The organism is Vagococcus fluvialis bH819, assembly GCF_900163795.1.
Taxonomy (GTDB): Bacteria; Bacillota; Bacilli; order Lactobacillales; family Vagococcaceae; genus Vagococcus; species Vagococcus fluvialis_A.
On the sequence record NZ_FWFD01000008.1, the window covers coordinates 1 to 16,516 of the forward strand.

Here is a 16,516-nt window from a genome sequence, read left to right on the forward strand (position 1 = left end):
TAATTTCCTCAAAGACGGTTTTTTCTTCAGTTGTCTCTGCTAGATTAAAAGACGAGTCCTCTTCAAATAAATCTAATTGCCCATTAGGGTCAATTGATTTTTCGGACGAACGTCCATACAATTTATTTAAAAGAAATTGATTCTGTTCTCTTAGAAGTTTAAGTTCATTAGTTAAAGCTTCGTTTTGTTTTAACAATCGTTCTTCAAACTCGGTCAAAAGTAACACCTCCATTCACACATGATACGATAACTAATCCTATCAATAATACGACGAAAAACCGTCTATAATTTTCATTATAAACGGCAAATTAGGAAATAAATCCAGTTTGAGCTTTTGATATTCTCTTTCTTTGTTCGATGGATAAGCCCTCTAGTAACCAACGGAGTTGTTGTTGCGTTAGTTCTTTGACTTCTTCTTGTTTTCTAGGCCATTGTAACTTTCCATTTTCAAACCGTTTATACAGGAGAATAAAACCATCCCCTTGCCAGTAAAGTGCTTTGAACCGTTCTGAACGATTACCACAAAATAGAAATAAGGCATCCGAATAAACATCTAACTCATATTGATTCATAATAATCGAAGCCAGACCATCAATCCCACGTCTTAAATCCGTCTTACCACAAACAATATAAATCGTTTGTATCTTCGTGTAATCAAGAACCATGATTGAACTCTTTCAAAGCAGCGCTAAGAATATAGTTATTACATCCATTGTAAATCGTGATATCCATATTATCTCGTTTGACTCGTAAAGCAATTTTTTGCGTGGTTTGATTGGATGTAGGGGCACTTTTAGGCGGTGTCGGTTGTAAAGAAACGGGAACAATTTCTTGTTTGTCTATCATTGAAAAACCTCCTCGTTATTTGTAACTTAAGAATAACCGAGGAGGTTAGGTGTGACTATATACTTGGTTACTTCCCGCTTACCGCCCTTGACACCTAGATTACTTTATTATAAAACAATTTTTAAGATGCAAAAAAAACCGCTAATTACTTAGCGGCGTTTTTTTCGTGTAAATCTTTTTTGATTTGAGAGGTTGAAATCTCTGGTGTACGTTCTAGGTAAACGACTTCTGCCCCTGTTTCTTTGACAAAGTCAAACTTACCTTTCCAGTCATCCCCCATGACGAAAACATCTACTTTAAATTCTTCGATATCCGTCATTTTTTGATCCCAGTTGTTTTCTGGAATTACTAAGTCAACATAGCGAATCGCTTCTAAAAGCATTTTACGCTTTTCATAAGAGAAGTAGCATTTTTTTTGTTTTTCATCCCAGTTGAATTCATCTGAAGATAAGACAACAATTAGATAATCTCCTTGCTCTTTCGCACGTCTTAATAGATTAATATGACCATAATGTAATAAGTCAAATGTTCCATATGTAATTACTTTTCTCATTTTGTATTCCACCTTAATGTAGTTGTTATGGTTAAGGATAGCATAAACTAAAAAACAATTAAAGTTATTCATAGAGATTAACTTTAATTGCTTTTTATTTCATTGCACTTATAAACTTAAAAATTCCATATATTAAATTTTTAAGTTTGATGCATGATTATCAATAAATAATAAAACATTAACTACAAATCCACCGATTATACTTTTTTCTTATTTAATATTTTTACCTTTTCATAGTTACTAAAGAATACATATTCAATTAAAATAACAATCAGAAAACTTGAAAATGAGACTCCTATGGTATTCTTAAATCCAACTTTATAATAAATAGATTTAATTATTAGAAGAAGAAAAGGATGTGATAAATAAATACCATAAGAATGCCGATTCATTACTTGTATAAGTCGATTATTTTTTATTGGATTTTTGATAGATAATAACAATATGAGACAAACTGTTAAAACAATAATTTCGGGCCTAGTTGTAATTGTCATATAATTAAATGAAATAACTCCTTTTTTAAAAAGAACTAATTCAACCACTATTAAAAAGAATATAATTATCATTATTATTTTTTTACTATTATTATTTTTTACATTAAAATCAGGATTAACTTTGGCTATAAATATTCCTAAACAAAAGAAAAACAACCAGTTTAAAGGAAATAGTGAAAGAATCTTCCAACTATCTGTTAAAATCATAGTTAACACCTGACTAGTAATAGTTAAAACAAATACAATAAATAAGCTCTTATAGTTATTTATATTATCTTTTAATAGAGGAAAGATTAAGTAAAACATAATAACTAGCGGTACATAGTACAGATGATAACTTGCTCCACCGACTAATAAATTTTTTTAAAAAATAAATATACTAAAATTATTATTATTAAAAACGTAATAAATAATCGACCAAATTATATACAAAGGTAGTAAAGCTTTTATTTTTCTATAAGCAAAGCCAGTGTATCCTTCTTTTCTCTTCGAAACAGTTAGTCCATAAGCACTAGCAAACAAAAATATAGGTACTGCAAATCTAGAAAATTGATTTAGAGTCAATAATATTATATTTTCACTAGTTGTTATATGTATCATTATTACAGCTATTGTTGATAAACCTTTTAATATATCTAATGTTTCACTGCGTTTATTCACTTTTTATCTCCTTAAAAAATACTCAAACAAATTTTGAAATATCTTCTGCTTTTTTATTAAAAAAATTAGCAACTTCAAAAGCAATTCTCTTACTTGCTAATCCATCTCCATAAGGATTTTTAGCATCAGACATTTTTTGATACTCTTCTTTATTATTTAGCAAGTTTAACATTTCATTTTTAACATCATTATAGTCTGTTCCAATCAATTTTAAAGTACCTGCTTCTACACCTTCTGGACGTTCTGTAGTGTTTCTTAAAACCAGAACTGGAACATTAAATGAAGGAGCCTCTTCTTGGACTCCACCTGAATCACTCATAATAAAGTAACTTCTAGAAGCAAAATTATGAAAATCAACAACATCTAGCGGTTCTATTAAATGAATTCTTGAATGATTTCCTAATATCTCAGTTGCTACTTCTCTAACTTTTGGATTCAAATGCATAGGGTAAATTAAGTGAAGTGAGTTATTTGACTCTATAACTTCTTTAGCTGCTTCAAAGACTTCTCTCATCGGTCCACCTAAATTTTCTCTTCTATGCATAGTCATTAAAATATACTTATCATTTTCAGGGATACTATCCAGAACTTCATTTTTATAATCAGAAGTTACCGTTTCTTTAAGTGCATCAATCACTGTGTTTCCAGTTACAAAAATATTATTAGGATTCTTTTGTTCAGATAATAAATTTTCTTCACTTGTGTTTGTTGGAGCAAAATATAAGTCAGTTATTACATCAATCATTTGGCGATTAGCTTCTTCTGGAAAAGGAGAATAAATATCCCAAGTTCTTAATCCAGCTTCAACGTGACCAACTTTTACTTGATTATAAAATGCCGCAAGTCCTGCTACATAGGCAGTTGTCGTATCTCCATGTACTAAAACTATATCTGGCATTACTTCCTTAATAACTGGATCTAGTTTTTTTAATGCATTGCTCGTAATATCAGCTAAAGTTTGATTAGGTTTCATAATATTCAAATCATAATCGGGTTTGATTTTAAATATTTCTAAGACTTGATCTAACATCTCTCTATGTTGAGCTGTCACTACTACTACTGATTCAAAAACATCTGATTGTCGTTCTATTTCTAATACCAAAGGTGCCATTTTTATTGCTTCTGGTCGTGTGCCAAAGACTGACATAACTTTTATTTTTTTCAAATTATTCACTCCTATAGTAAATTAATAAATTCTAATCTCTCTTAAAAATATCTCTTGTATAAACTTTTTCAGAAACATCTTCCAATTCTGGTTCAAAACGATTTGTCACAATAACATCAGAAATATCTTTAAACTCATTAAAATCTTTAATTACTTTTGAATTATAGAAATCATCACCTTCTAAAGTTGGCTCATATACGACTACTTCAATTCCTTTAGCTTTTATTCGCTTCATAATCCCTTGAATTGAAGAATATCTAAAGTTATCAGAATTAGCCTTCATTGTTAAACGATAGATTCCAACTTTTTTAGGATTTTTAGCAATAATTTGATCAGCTATGAAATCTTTTCTTGTGCGGTTAGAATCAACAATGGCTCCAATAATATTATTAGGTACTTGATCATAGTTAGCTAATAATTGTTTTGTATCTTTTGGTAAGCAATAACCACCATAGCCAAAAGAAGGATTATTATAATGTGAACCAATACGAGGATCTAATCCAACACCATCAATAATTTGTTTAGCATCCAAACCTCTAGATTCTGCATAGGTATCTAATTCATTAAAATAAGAAACTCTCAAAGCTAAATAAGTATTAGCAAATAGTTTAATCGCTTCTGCTTCTGTTGAATCTGTAAACAATACAGGTACATCTTCTTCAAAAGAATTTCTCAATAATGCATCTGCAAATTTTTTAGCTCTTTCTGATTTTTCTCCTACTACAATTCTTGAAGGATGCAAATTATCATATAAGGCTTTTCCTTCTCTTAAAAATTCAGGTGAGAAGATAATATTTTCTGTTCCATATTTTTCTTTTGTCTCATCTGTAAAACCAACTGGAACTGTTGATTTGATAATAAACACACTATCAGGATTAATTGCTAACGATTTTTGAATGACATCTTCTACAGTTGATGTATTAAAATAATTTTTCTTTTCATCGTAATCTGTTGGTGTTGCGATAATACATAATTCAGCATGACTTACTGCTTTTTCAAAATTTATTGTGAATTCGATATTTAAATTATCTTTTTTTATAAATTCTTCTATTTCTGAGTCAACTAATGTTGATTCTTTTTTATTCAATTTATTTATTTTATCTTCAACTATATCGTAAGCAACTACTTCTTCATTTTGAGCAAGTAGTAAGCTATTTGCTAAACCAACATAACCTAAACCGAAAACTGATATTTTCATTAGTTCATTCCCCTTTTAAAATCTAATTATGACAAGTCAAATCGTTGTTCTCCTCTAATAGATTTTTTTAAATCTATTAGCACTGATGCCTGAATCAAAATAACTAATATAAAAAATATTAAATTAGCTAATAATATATACTTTAAATCAAATAGGTTTAATGTAGCAACAATAAATAAAACAATTATTACTAAATAATGTTTAGTTATTTTTAAATCAAAATCGTTATTCTTTGATAAGATAGTTCTAGTAATAAAAAAAAGAAAATAAGCAATTCCAATCGATATTGATGCCCCTCTACTTCCATATAAAGGAACTAAATAATAATTAAGAATATAACATGGAAATACGGAAAAAATGCTAACTAATATATTTAAGTAGCTTTTCTTAGAAAACACAATTCCTAAAGTTGTTGTCTCACTCAGTGTATATAAAATGGGAACCATTACAAGAAATCCAATTATATATTTTGTTTCTGCATAATCTGAAGAAAGTAAAATTACTATATAATTCTTAAAAAAAATGACAATAAAAAAACCTATCGACATCACTAATAAGAGAACATCACTAATAAATTTAAAATTTTTTAATTCTCTATTCTCTTTATGCCATCTATAAGCAGTTGGAATCCAAAAGCTTGTAAATGCTAATTGAATTATATTTAAAAAATTAGATATTCTTTGACCAGCACTAAAGATACCTAACTCATGGAATGTACTCCACTTTCTAATAGAGAAAGTTCCTGTCGCATTTAGAAAAGAGTTTAATGATGCTGCAATTAGTAAAGGAAAACCAAATTTCAACATTTTTTTCATTAACTCACTATCTATATTTTCTACTGAGCAACCTTTAAAAAAATAGCGATATCTAATTATCAAATAAATATCTCCTATTATTTGTCCAAAAATAGTTGAATAAACAACAATAAGAAAATTCTTTTCAAAAAAAATGATAAAGAATACTAAAGAAAATAAAACTGTACATTTCACAAAAATTGAAAAAACTGAATATTCTATAGCCTTTTCTTCCATCCTAATTCTCATTAGAATAAATCGCTCCAATACAGCTGTAATTAGCATACACCCTAAAACAATTGAAATATGTGAGTATTCTTCACTTTTAAATAAAGCAATAGAAACTGTACTTCTAAATAAAATCAATAAAGTACAGATAATTACAGAAAAAATAACTGGTGGTATTATTGAGTTAAAAAACAAGTTGTTTTTATTTTTAACTTCATGATATTCTCTCGCAAAAGATTGATCCATTCCTAAATACAATATTATATTTATAAACGATAACATAATCGTAAACATACTTGATTTTCCAAATTCTTCTGGACTGATAAAATACGTTGTTAAAGGAATTGTTATTAATGAAATTATGGCTCCCGCAACCGGCCCTATTGAAAATCCTGCCAGTTTTTTTAAGAATATTTTCATTTCTCTATCCTTTCATTTATAAACTCCAATTCTTGATTAGAGATATTGTTTAAATTGCATTTTTTCTCAATTTTTAATCTTGAATTAACAGAGGCTTTTTCTATTATTTTATCATTTTGTAAATCAATTATTGCGTCCTTTAATTCTTCAGGTGTATTACATAAATAGCCCTCTTGTTCATCTACAAATTCAGGAATTGCAGTATTATTAGAGGTAACTGGCACTAATCCGCTTGACATAGCCTCACACATTGAAACTCCTTGTGCATCCTGCCTAGTAGGACATAGAAAAATACCATTCTTTTCATGATACATTTTTATTTCATTTTTATTTAAAAATTTAGAAATTATTTTTACATTATCGTAATTTTCTAATCCTTTTATATCTTTTTTTAAATATTTACCTTCCCCTATAATAGTTATTTTAAATTCTGAAAAATTTTTCTCTTTAGACAATAACCGTATTGCCTCTAGAGCAATATCGGTTGCATACTTTCTACTATTAAAAGGTCTTATTAATAAAATATTTTTTTGCTTTCCTTTTTTATTTGAATACGTATAAAAATCAGTATCAATTCCATTAGGAATTATATTACTATTTTTAAATTCAATTTTTACATCCTCTTCAGCTATTTTTTTCATCCAATTAGAAACAAAAACAAAATCAGTATTATTTTCTCTACTCACGTAATTTTTCAATGATCTGAGCTGTTTTTCATTATATATAATATCAAATATAATGTGTCTATTAAAAAAATTAAACAACCGTCTTTTCCAACTTAAAGCCTCATAACCATGTACCCATACAGTTTTTTTGATTTTTGATATACGTTCATCTAATAATATAGGAACCATTGATTTCAATAAAAAATGTATAAATATATGATTTATTTTCTCTTCAAGGAGATATTTTAATAACTCTTTTTCATTTCCAACTGTAACATCTATTTCATCATACTTATAATGCATAATTTCTTTATTATTTGATAAAACATATACTCTAAAGTTTAATGTATCATCAAGTTCTAGATATTTCTTTATTCTAGTATGAACAAAGCCATTCCTATACAAATTTTCTTTACTTGGATATTGTTGTGTTAAAACTAATATATTCATTATTTCCTCCTATATTTTTTTTAGTGTTCCCATACAAAAAAATATACACTGTTTGTATTAGTAAAATAACTATATGATACTATCAATATCACTATTGATATAATATAAAAAGAACGTATTTTTCTATTGTCTATTCTACTAATAAGAACTGGTATTTGAAATATCATATATGGTAGAAAAAAGTATGTAAATCTTTGAAACATTTCAATATTAATTGACAATATTGAAATTAATAAAAAACATATTGATGAATTAAACCACACTAATTCTCTAATGTTAGAAAAATTAATTTTTTTGTATAATGATAATAAAATAATAACTATAGTTACAGGTCTCATAATTGCCAACATAGGTACCCCAGTATTTATACCAAATGCTCCACTAAGTCCATAATTTTTGTAAAAAATATGCGTGATAAGTTCAACAAATTCTTTTTGATAAAACAAAAAAATTATGTACATTGAAAAAAAACAAGTTACATAAAATAAATGTCTTACCTTATTCCACTCCACTCTCAATATAAAGTAAAAAGGAATCATAACAATTGCTGATTTATGAATAAAAAATAATGCTACTGCTACTAAGCAGTACTTTAAAAATTTCTTTGAATATACATATTCCATAGCATACATGAATAGTGCGCAAACCATAAATTGTCTCATAGTATTGAAAGAAGTGTAATAACTACCAAAAGTCACCAACAACAACACACTTAAAGATACATTTGGCGAATATTCATATATTTTTTTAAAATAAGATAGAACAATAATAGCTGCTATTATTGTAAGTAAAATATTATAATTACTAGTAAAAAAACCTACTACTTTATTAATCAAAGCATATCCAATTTCTACATTTATATTTCCTAATAGAATATCTTTTAACCCTAAATTCTGAATTGTCCTAAATATATGTTCATAATTTCCATAATCAGGGCTAAAGTTTCCTCTAAATCCACTTATGAAAATCAATATAATTCCGATAATTATCAAAAAAAGTTTATCTTTAGTTTCTTTTTTTATCGGTAAAAGAGCTGTAGTTAGTGACAGAATAATAATAATTCCATTTATTAAATTATACATAACTAAGCTCCTTTCTCAGTAAAGAATTTAGAAATTTTATAGAAAATATATCTTTTAGTCACTAATGGAATATTCTTCTCTTTTAAAAAAAAGTTTATACTTTTTTTTTGTGACACTGTATAATTACTACGCTTAGCTAATAGTACATAACTCAATCCTGTTATACATAAATTGTTAAACTCTTTTTTACTTAAGTTTTGTTTTAAAAAATCATACTGAGTATTAAATACATCCAACCTGTCCATTGTCTTACTAAACGAAGTATCTGCTGTCATAGAACTTTCAATTTCTACACAACAATATATAGTTTCATTTACACATCTTATAGATTTTGCATAAAAAGCTATTCTAGTAGCAAACATTACATCATTTGATACTTTTACTTCATCAAATTTGATGTCATTTTCTTTTACAAATTGTCTGCTCACCATCTTTGACCAAGGAACTACCATTTTATACTTCAAATCATTTTCAGTATAAACATTATTCTTTTTTAAATTTTTATCTATTAAATAACTATAAAAACTATGTCTATTTTCTATTACACTTTTATTAATTGATTCTTTTTTACTAGTGGGCTTAAAATATACTATATCTGACTTACTTTCTAAGTGTTTTTCTAAAATGCTTCTATAGCCTTCAACAAAAACATCGTCTGAATCAGCAAATATAAGCCATTTTTTACTTGCATTTCTTATTCCTAGATTTCTAGCTTTACCTGCACCTCCATTTTTTGTATTCCTAAAAACCCTTATATTCTTAGTTTCAAAATTTTTCAATTCATCATAAATTTTATTTGAGCTACAGTCATCTACTATTAAAACCTCATCATTTTCTGATAACTCAATACTCTTTAAAAGTTTTTTCAAACTTATCAAACTCTCATAATGTGGAATAACATATGATATCCCCATCAACTATCATTTCCTTTCTACATACTTCTTGTTTTTATTTTATTAAATTTCAGATTCCTACCACAAAAAGAAAGTATAGAAATTGAGTAGATCATTACAATGCTAGAGTGACTTATTGGATATGTTAGAATTTTTTCTATTTTATTCCCTGTTATTTTTTTCTCATACATTGTCTTTATTTCTTCTTTTATTAATAATTTATTTATCACATTTATATTTTTTTTAAAATTAAAAACACCAAATTCTTTAAAAGAATTAAATATTTCTGAATAAAAAATTTTTACATACTGAAAAGATAAATCTACCTCTAAATTATGTTTTTTATAGAATTTATCCAATATTTCAATATTTCCTTTTCTATTATCATAGTCATTTTTTCTTATTTTATTAGTAAGATAGCTACTATTTGTTTCATAAATATACAGTACATCAGAAATTATATTCATTTTATTTATAATATTGATATATTGAAGATTAAACCTAAAATCTTCTCCCATTGATAAGTTTTCATCAAAGGTAATTTTCATTTCTCTTACTATGCTTAGTAAATATATTTTATTAGAGACACTATTTAAAATTTCTTTTTTTTGAATATTTTCTAAATTATTTGCTATACTTTTTTGATCAAAATACTTTGTAGACTCCATGTTTAACATGTATTCTTTTCTTTTCATCTTTTTTTTAATACCACAAACAACTAAATCACTTTTTGAATTTTCCATGTTATCTACCATAATTTTCGTCATATTGGGAGAATATATATCATCTGAATCTAAAAACATGATATATTTTCCATTAGAATTTTCTATTCCTACATTTCTTGCACTAGATGGTCCTCTATTTTCTTGACTAATGACTGTAATAGAAAATTTTTCTACGTCTTTATTTAATTCCCTTATTTTCTCTAATGAACCATCCGTAGAACCATCATCCACAATAACAACTTCAAAGTTTTGACAATTTTGATTTTTCAAAGTATTCATTGTACACTCAATTGTTTTAATTGAATTATATACAGGTATTATAATAGTCAACAATTTTTTCATTTATACGTCCTCACACTTATATATTTCTAACATTTGTTTATGCACATATTTTATATCATATTTCTTTGATATTCCTATACTTTCGTATGAAAACTCATTTCTTTTTCTGTCCGAATAATATAATTCAAATACTTTGTCAGAAAAATTTTTATCAGAATATTCTCCTATAACAAATCCATTAACACCATCTTCAACTAAGTCTCTATTGCCTCTACAATCAGAGACTATCAAAGGTTTACCTTCACATAAACCTTCAATTAAATTAACGGGTAACCCCTCTTGCTTAGACGCAGAAACAACAACATCAGACATTCCCATTAAATCTGATACATCTGATCTATATCCTAAAAAGGATATATTTTCTTCTAAATTTTTTTCTTTTACTTTTTGTTTCAAAGTTTCTTCTAATGGTCCTTTTCCGACTAAAAGTAACTTTATTTCTTTTTTCTTAATCTCACTCATTACGTCTATCAAATAATCTTGATTTTTTCTTTGAGATAACTCTCCAACATAAATCAATAAAAAATCATCGTTGTTAAAACCATTCTTATTTCTAATTTTCTCTTTTTCTTCTTCACTAAATTGTTTGAATAATTTAGTATCAACACCTACACCATTTATAAACTCGGTTCTTTTAGCTTTTAATTTTTTTTGACTAAAATTATAATCTTCTGCATTAATTGTTATCAAAATATCCGTACATCTTGAAAAATATTTCTCAATAGGATAATAAATAAGCCAATTCTTTAAAGGAGCTCCTTTAAAGAAATGAAAACCATGTGCCGTATAGATAACTTTTGTTTTGGATTTACCAAAAATTATTCTACCTATTATTCCACCGATTGGGGAATGTAAATGAACAAATTCGTAATCATTAACTCCAGAAAGTTGTCTTAATTGTCTTTTTGCTTTTTTAAATTCAGTTAAATTCAACGGATTTCTATCAAAATCTACTTGATAATATTTAACTTTTTCTTTTTCTAAATATTTTTTTAACTGATTGGATCTTTCCGAAGTAATTGTGCCAGGATTTTCAAAATTTGTTGCTACATGAACTTCATACCCTAGTTCTTGTAGTATTTTTATATTATCTTTATTAAACTGATCTATCATTGATGCTACTGATGATACAATTAGAACTTTCTTCATCGTTTACATTCCGTTTCTTTCACACTATTTTTAAAATCAACTTCACTATTCTTTACTTTTTCCTCATAAACCAAATTACCAAACGCTTTATTCGTTAAATCACCAATTTTACCTGGCACAAAACTAAGCAGATACACACTCCAATTCATAAAAGAGAATAGTCTAATGTTCTTTCCATGAGCATTCGCAATTTCTTTTACCATGTGACTTGTTCTCACATATTCTGAATTCTGCGGCATATAAATCTCAGTTGGTTTATTTTCATCTATCATAGTTTTGATAAAATTCATCAAATTACCCACAAAAAGCATCGATCTTTCATTTGGAATATCAGGAAAAATAGGTAGTTTCAAAGCAAATTTCCTAAGTTGAGGATAGTTTCCTTTACTGTTAGGACCATAAATCATTGGTGGACGAACGATGCAGACCTGAAAAGTCTCAGTTCCTAAGGGTATGATTTTTTGTTCTGCTTGTAATTTACTATCACCATAAAAATTAGAAGGATTGGGGGCAGTATCTTTAGTAATCACACGTTTTTTTCTGAAACTTACATTGTCTCCATACACAATAATAGAACTCATATAAATAAATTGAGATGTTTTTTCAGCTCGATCTCGTTTATACTTATTTGCTACATCATAAGTTAAATCACGGTTCACTTGATAATATATTTCTTGTTGCTCTTTAGATACACTACCTACATCAGCATGAGCTATCCCCGCCACATGATAGATCACATCATAGTTAGAGAAGTCTTTCTCTTTCCACTCATCTCCACGGACAGATATCGTCTCTACTGTATACTCATCTTTATAGTCATTCATAAACTCGACAAAAGAAGTGCCAATATAACTATTTTCACCTGTCACTAATATTCTTTTCATGTGCTAGTTATTCTCCTTCTGTATCGATTTGACTTCCTGTGCCACCTTCTACCACACCATCTGATTTAAAAACAGAGACTATGGTTCCAAAGAAGCACTTCACATCCATTACAAAACCTTCTCTTTCAGTATAGTAACCATCTAATTTAGCTTTGTACTCAATTTCTAGTTCATCTCGACCATTGATTTGTGCCCAACCTGTTAATCCTGGACGGATGTCATTTGATTTATATTTATCTCTTTCCTCAATCAAGTCATCTTGATTCCAAAGTGCTGGTCTTGGTCCTATGACTGCCATGTCACCTTTTAGGATATTAAATAATTGAGGTAATTCATCCAAGCTTGTCTTTCTCAAAAATTTCCCAACTTTAGTAATAAAAAAATCTGGATTTTCAAGTAAATGGGTTGGCATTTCTTTTGGTGTATCAATCTTCATCGTTCTAAACTTATAGATATTAAATAATTTTTTGTTTTTTCCGACACGTCTTTGCGTAAATATCACTGGTCCTTTAGAATCTAACTTAATTGCAACGACTAAAATAATCAGTAAAGGAGATAATACAATAATACCCATTAACGACAACAAAAAATCCAAACATCTTTTCAATCCTTTTTTATACATACTTATTCCTCACTTGATTTATTCGCAAAATAAATTAACTCTTTAGCCAAAGCTTCATGATTCTTAGGTAATTTCTCGACAAAGTCTAGTACTTGATCATACGTGAAGCCTTTGACATTACCCACAAATATTTTTTCATGAACTTGTTCTTTCGAGCGCTCTTTATCTACCAACAATTCTTCGTATAATTTCTCACCAGGGCGAATGCCTGCTTCGACAATATTAATCTCAGCTTCGGTATAGCCACTTAACTTCACAATTTTCTTCGCTAAGTCGTAGATTTTTACTGGTTCTCCCATATCTAAGATGAAGATTTCCCCACCTTTTGCTAGAGAACCTGATTGGATGACTAATCGACTTGCCTCTGGGATAGTCATAAAGTAACGAGTCATTCTAAAATCAGTGACTGTTAACGGACCACCTTTTGCTACTTGTTCTTTAAATAATGGAACCACACTACCACGGCTACCTAGTACATTACCAAAGCGAACAGCAGAGAACTTAGTTGTTCCTTTACCATTAAGTCCAGTGACGATCATCTCGGCAATTCTTTTCGTTGCTCCCATGACATTTGGTGGTTTCACCGCTTTATCTGTGAAATCATAACAAATGAACCTACATTACTTGCTAGTGCTGCTTCTGCAACGTTTTTTGTTCCATAGATATTATTTTTCAACGCTTCTGCTGGATTATATTCCATTAAAGGAACATGCTTGTGGGCTGCCGCATGATAGACGATATTTGGCTGATATTTTTCCATCACTTCAAACATTCGTTTTGCATCTCGTACGTCACCAATCACAGGGATAATTTCAGTGTTTTTCTCATTAAAAGTTTGATTTAATTCTTTTTCGATTAAATAGATTGAATTTTCACCATGTCCTAAAAGTAGAAGCATTTTTGGTGAAAAAGTCATTATTTGACGACAAATTTCCGAACCGATTGAACCACCCGCACCAGTTACCATAATGACTTGGTTAGTAATCTGGCTTTTTATGGTTTCCATCTCGAGCTTCACTTCGTCTCGGCCTAATAAGTCGACAACATCAATTTCACGGAACTTAGTCACAGCCACTTTTCCTGTTGCTAACTCCTCAATAGAAGGGATTGTATATAGTTCAACATCTAATGGGTTAACAATATCCAGTAATCTCTCGTATTCAGCAGCCGTCATTGACGGTATCGCAACTGTTAAAACTTGAACATCGTATTTGTCTATCAGTTTTGGTAAGTCTTCCATTCCACCCAAGACTTTTAAACCACAAAGAATAGTTTTATATTTATTTACATCATCGTCAATAAAACCTCTAATTGCTAAATGTGTTCGGTCTGTGTTATTCCTTAGTGTGTTGTAAAGAAACTCACCTGCGTCCCCCGCACCAATGATAAAGGCGTTTTGCACTTCTTCTTCATCTAAAAATTTGTTTTTAAACTTATGTTCTACTATGACCCGCCACACAATCCGACTACTAATAATTAATAGTAAGGCAATAAAATAAGCTGAGATACTTTGAAATAAATCTTCTTTTCTTGATTTTATGGCATAAAAAAATATTAACTCCAAAGTACTTGCTGCGGTTATTGCAGAAAAGATTGATACTAAAGAATTAATACTCGTGTAACGGGTAATTCTATTAAATACTCCAAATAAAAAACCAAACAAGATATACAGTGTACCCTGAGCAATCAGTGTAAAGACCATATATCTTCTTGATACTGTCATCATTGAAGCCAACAAAATATTACTTACTAAATTTGCAAAGACAATTATTGCTAAATCAACTAGTAAAATAACTGCCATTTTGGTTTTTCTACCCATTTTTTTAATATCCTCCAAAATTATCCAAATAATTTAAACTTCTTTTTATACTCCGTATACTCCAACGTCTTCACTCGATCGCCATTAACAACATCTTTTAGCGTTTGAATGAAAAGCTCCTTTTTCTCTACACCAAATTCTTTTAATAATAAGTCATAAGCCGCTTTCGTGTAAAAGCCACGATGTCCAGTATTATGCGCATCTGAACTCAGCATATGAGCTAGGTTATTTTCTATCATAATCTTAGCTACTTTTTGAATCTCACTTCCAAACTGACCGACATAGCTAGCACACGTTACTTGAGCTAAACACCCCATCTCGATGAATGGGATAAGTAAATTGGGATTCTTCATGAGTTGCTGGTTACGCTCTGGATGAACAATAATCGGGCGATAACCACTCGTACATAGATCAAACAACGTATGACGGGCATATAAAGGCACTTCTGCCGATGGAAATTCAATCAAAATATACGTATCATCCAAATCAGTGAACAATATTTCATTTTGAGAGATGCGACGTAGCACGTCATGAGAAAGTCGGATTTCTTGACCTTCGAATAACGTAATAGGAATATCCTGTTCGTCTAAAACAGCCTGTAGCGCTTCAACTTTTTTGATGACATCGTGCTTTGGATTTAAGTAAACCCCATTATTATGATGAGGCGTACAAAGAATATGAGTGATTCCCTCTGAGGCAGCCACACGGGCCATCTCAAGAGAATCCTCTATTGTCTGCGCTCCATCATCGATTCCTGGTAATATATGACAATGAATGTCGACAAGCATATCTTTTTTCCCCTTTATTTTTAGCTATAGTAATAACTGTAATCTTGATGTCCTGTGTCACCTGTGTAAACAGCACCTAATATTTTAGAATCTACACGTTCTAATAACTTAACGGCACGATCCAAGCCTGCTTTATCAGTTAGCCCTTCACGAACCACTAATAATGATCCATCTACTTGTGACGCGATTAATTGGCCATCTGTTACGGTACTAATAGGTGGTACATCAAAAATAATGAAATCATATTGGCTTTTTAAGATATGAACCACTTTTCTCATACGAGCAGATGATAATAACTCAGATGGATTAGGCGAAACTGGTCCGCATGGTAGTAAATCAAGATTGCGAATATCACTATTTTGAATCACTTCACCTAAAGACATACGTCTCACACTTAATAAACTAGCCAAACCTTTTGTATTATCAATATCAAAGGTTCTATGGACAGTCGGTTTTCTTAAATCAGCATCCACTAACAATGTTTTGATACCTGATTGAGCGAAGATAACTGCTAGATTAGCAGCTGTAGTTGATTTACCTTCTGATGGTCCAGAAGAGGTTACAATAATGCTTTGGGTTCTTGACTCTGCATTTGAGTATAATAAATTGGTTCTGATAGTACGATACTGCTCTGCCACAGTTGATAATGGATCAACCACCGTAAATAATGTTACTGCCTCTGGATTTATTAATGTTTTTCTTTTATCATTTGTTTTTGCCATTAGTATGCTCCTCTAAC

16 protein-coding genes and 2 pseudogenes are annotated in these 16,516 nt (G+C 29.3%); all 18 read right to left on the reverse strand.

Annotated elements, in window-relative coordinates; translation table 11 throughout:
• Positions 1 to 232 (reverse strand): IS66 family transposase (locus tag FM121_RS04025; protein WP_143597058.1); only part of this gene is annotated, 232 nt, incomplete at its 3' end.
• A 76-nt stretch (positions 233 to 308) separates the two neighbouring features.
• Entirely contained in the window at positions 309 to 665 is a 357-nt protein-coding gene (gene tnpB, locus FM121_RS04030) for an IS66 family insertion sequence element accessory protein TnpB (protein WP_086950877.1), read from the reverse strand.
• A complete protein-coding gene (locus tag FM121_RS04035; RefSeq protein ID WP_086950878.1) occupies positions 655 to 846 on the reverse strand; it encodes a hypothetical protein in 192 nt (63 codons plus the stop codon). Before FM121_RS04035 ends, tnpB begins: the two co-directional genes overlap by 11 nt.
• A 145-nt stretch (positions 847 to 991) precedes the next feature.
• Positions 992 to 1,399 carry a glycerol-3-phosphate cytidylyltransferase gene (gene tagD / locus FM121_RS04040; RefSeq protein ID WP_086950879.1) on the reverse strand — a complete coding sequence of 136 codons (408 nt, stop codon included), beginning with the start codon at positions 1,397 to 1,399 and terminating at the stop codon, positions 992 to 994.
• 197 nt (positions 1,400 to 1,596) lie between these two features.
• Positions 1,597 to 2,553: pseudogene (locus FM121_RS14630) on the reverse strand (acyltransferase).
• Positions 2,554 to 2,575: 22 nt separating this feature from the next.
• Positions 2,576 to 3,718, reverse strand: coding sequence for a non-hydrolyzing UDP-N-acetylglucosamine 2-epimerase (gene wecB / locus FM121_RS04055; protein WP_086950882.1), 1,143 nt, complete (start codon positions 3,716 to 3,718; stop codon positions 2,576 to 2,578).
• A 31-nt stretch (positions 3,719 to 3,749) separates the two neighbouring features.
• Positions 3,750 to 4,916, reverse strand: coding sequence for a nucleotide sugar dehydrogenase (locus FM121_RS04060; protein WP_086950883.1), 1,167 nt, complete (start codon positions 4,914 to 4,916; stop codon positions 3,750 to 3,752).
• Positions 4,917 to 4,942: 26 nt separating this feature from the next.
• Positions 4,943 to 6,358 (reverse strand): lipopolysaccharide biosynthesis protein, encoded by a 1,416-nt coding sequence (locus FM121_RS04065; protein WP_086950884.1) that lies wholly within the window; start codon positions 6,356 to 6,358, stop codon positions 4,943 to 4,945.
• Positions 6,355 to 7,473 (reverse strand): glycosyltransferase family 4 protein, encoded by a 1,119-nt coding sequence (locus tag FM121_RS04070; RefSeq protein ID WP_086950885.1) that lies wholly within the window; start codon positions 7,471 to 7,473, stop codon positions 6,355 to 6,357. The genes FM121_RS04065 and FM121_RS04070 overlap by 4 nt, the downstream gene beginning before the upstream one ends.
• 20 nt (positions 7,474 to 7,493) lie before the next feature.
• A complete protein-coding gene (locus FM121_RS04075) occupies positions 7,494 to 8,555 on the reverse strand; it encodes an EpsG family protein (protein ID WP_086950886.1) in 1,062 nt (353 codons plus the stop codon).
• A gap of 2 nt (positions 8,556 to 8,557) precedes the next feature.
• Positions 8,558 to 9,469: a glycosyltransferase family 2 protein gene (locus FM121_RS04080; RefSeq protein WP_086950887.1), complete on the reverse strand. Its 912-nt coding sequence runs from the start codon at positions 9,467 to 9,469 to the stop codon at positions 8,558 to 8,560.
• Positions 9,470 to 9,486: 17 nt separating this feature from the next.
• Complete coding sequence (locus FM121_RS04085; RefSeq protein ID WP_086950888.1) at positions 9,487 to 10,515, reverse strand: glycosyltransferase family 2 protein; 1,029 nt, start codon at positions 10,513 to 10,515, stop codon at positions 9,487 to 9,489.
• A complete protein-coding gene (locus FM121_RS04090) occupies positions 10,516 to 11,664 on the reverse strand; it encodes a glycosyltransferase family 4 protein (RefSeq protein ID WP_086950889.1) in 1,149 nt (382 codons plus the stop codon).
• Positions 11,661 to 12,548, reverse strand: a complete 888-nt coding sequence (locus tag FM121_RS04095; RefSeq protein WP_086950890.1) for an NAD-dependent epimerase/dehydratase family protein — start codon at positions 12,546 to 12,548, stop codon at positions 11,661 to 11,663. Before FM121_RS04095 ends, FM121_RS04090 begins: the two co-directional genes overlap by 4 nt.
• A gap of 7 nt (positions 12,549 to 12,555) precedes the next feature.
• Positions 12,556 to 13,170, reverse strand: coding sequence for a sugar transferase (locus FM121_RS04100; RefSeq protein WP_086950891.1), 615 nt, complete (start codon positions 13,168 to 13,170; stop codon positions 12,556 to 12,558).
• Positions 13,171 to 13,172: 2 nt separating this feature from the next.
• Positions 13,173 to 14,989 (reverse strand): annotated as a pseudogene (locus FM121_RS04105) (polysaccharide biosynthesis protein).
• 20 nt (positions 14,990 to 15,009) lie between these two features.
• Complete coding sequence (locus tag FM121_RS04110) at positions 15,010 to 15,777, reverse strand: tyrosine-protein phosphatase (RefSeq protein WP_086950892.1); 768 nt, start codon at positions 15,775 to 15,777, stop codon at positions 15,010 to 15,012.
• Positions 15,778 to 15,797: 20 nt separating this feature from the next.
• Complete coding sequence (locus FM121_RS04115) at positions 15,798 to 16,499, reverse strand: CpsD/CapB family tyrosine-protein kinase (RefSeq protein ID WP_086950893.1); 702 nt, start codon at positions 16,497 to 16,499, stop codon at positions 15,798 to 15,800.
• Positions 16,500 to 16,516: the final 17 nt, after the last annotated feature.

What these genes read in the sequence shown, in the direction of transcription:
- tnpB (WP_086950877.1), bottom strand. Translation starts at nt 665, where the DNA reads ATGGTTCTTGATTACACGAAGATACAAACGATTTATATTGTTTGTGGT.
- FM121_RS04035 (WP_086950878.1), bottom strand. Translation starts at nt 846, where the DNA reads ATGATAGACAAACAAGAAATTGTTCCCGTTTCTTTACAACCGACACCG.
- tagD (WP_086950879.1), bottom strand. Translation starts at nt 1,399, where the DNA reads ATGAGAAAAGTAATTACATATGGAACATTTGACTTATTACATTATGGT.
- FM121_RS04060 (WP_086950883.1), bottom strand. Translation starts at nt 4,916, where the DNA reads ATGAAAATATCAGTTTTCGGTTTAGGTTATGTTGGTTTAGCAAATAGC.
- FM121_RS04065 (WP_086950884.1), bottom strand. Translation starts at nt 6,358, where the DNA reads ATGAAAATATTCTTAAAAAAACTGGCAGGATTTTCAATAGGGCCGGTT.
- FM121_RS04070 (WP_086950885.1), bottom strand. Translation starts at nt 7,473, where the DNA reads ATGAATATATTAGTTTTAACACAACAATATCCAAGTAAAGAAAATTTG.
- FM121_RS04075 (WP_086950886.1), bottom strand. Translation starts at nt 8,555, where the DNA reads ATGTATAATTTAATAAATGGAATTATTATTATTCTGTCACTAACTACA.
- FM121_RS04080 (WP_086950887.1), bottom strand. Translation starts at nt 9,469, where the DNA reads ATGGGGATATCATATGTTATTCCACATTATGAGAGTTTGATAAGTTTG.
- FM121_RS04085 (WP_086950888.1), bottom strand. Translation starts at nt 10,515, where the DNA reads ATGAAAAAATTGTTGACTATTATAATACCTGTATATAATTCAATTAAA.
- FM121_RS04090 (WP_086950889.1), bottom strand. Translation starts at nt 11,664, where the DNA reads ATGAAGAAAGTTCTAATTGTATCATCAGTAGCATCAATGATAGATCAG.
- FM121_RS04095 (WP_086950890.1), bottom strand. Translation starts at nt 12,548, where the DNA reads ATGAAAAGAATATTAGTGACAGGTGAAAATAGTTATATTGGCACTTCT.
- FM121_RS04100 (WP_086950891.1), bottom strand. Translation starts at nt 13,170, where the DNA reads ATGTATAAAAAAGGATTGAAAAGATGTTTGGATTTTTTGTTGTCGTTA.
- FM121_RS04110 (WP_086950892.1), bottom strand. Translation starts at nt 15,777, where the DNA reads ATGCTTGTCGACATTCATTGTCATATATTACCAGGAATCGATGATGGA.
- FM121_RS04115 (WP_086950893.1), bottom strand. Translation starts at nt 16,499, where the DNA reads ATGGCAAAAACAAATGATAAAAGAAAAACATTAATAAATCCAGAGGCA.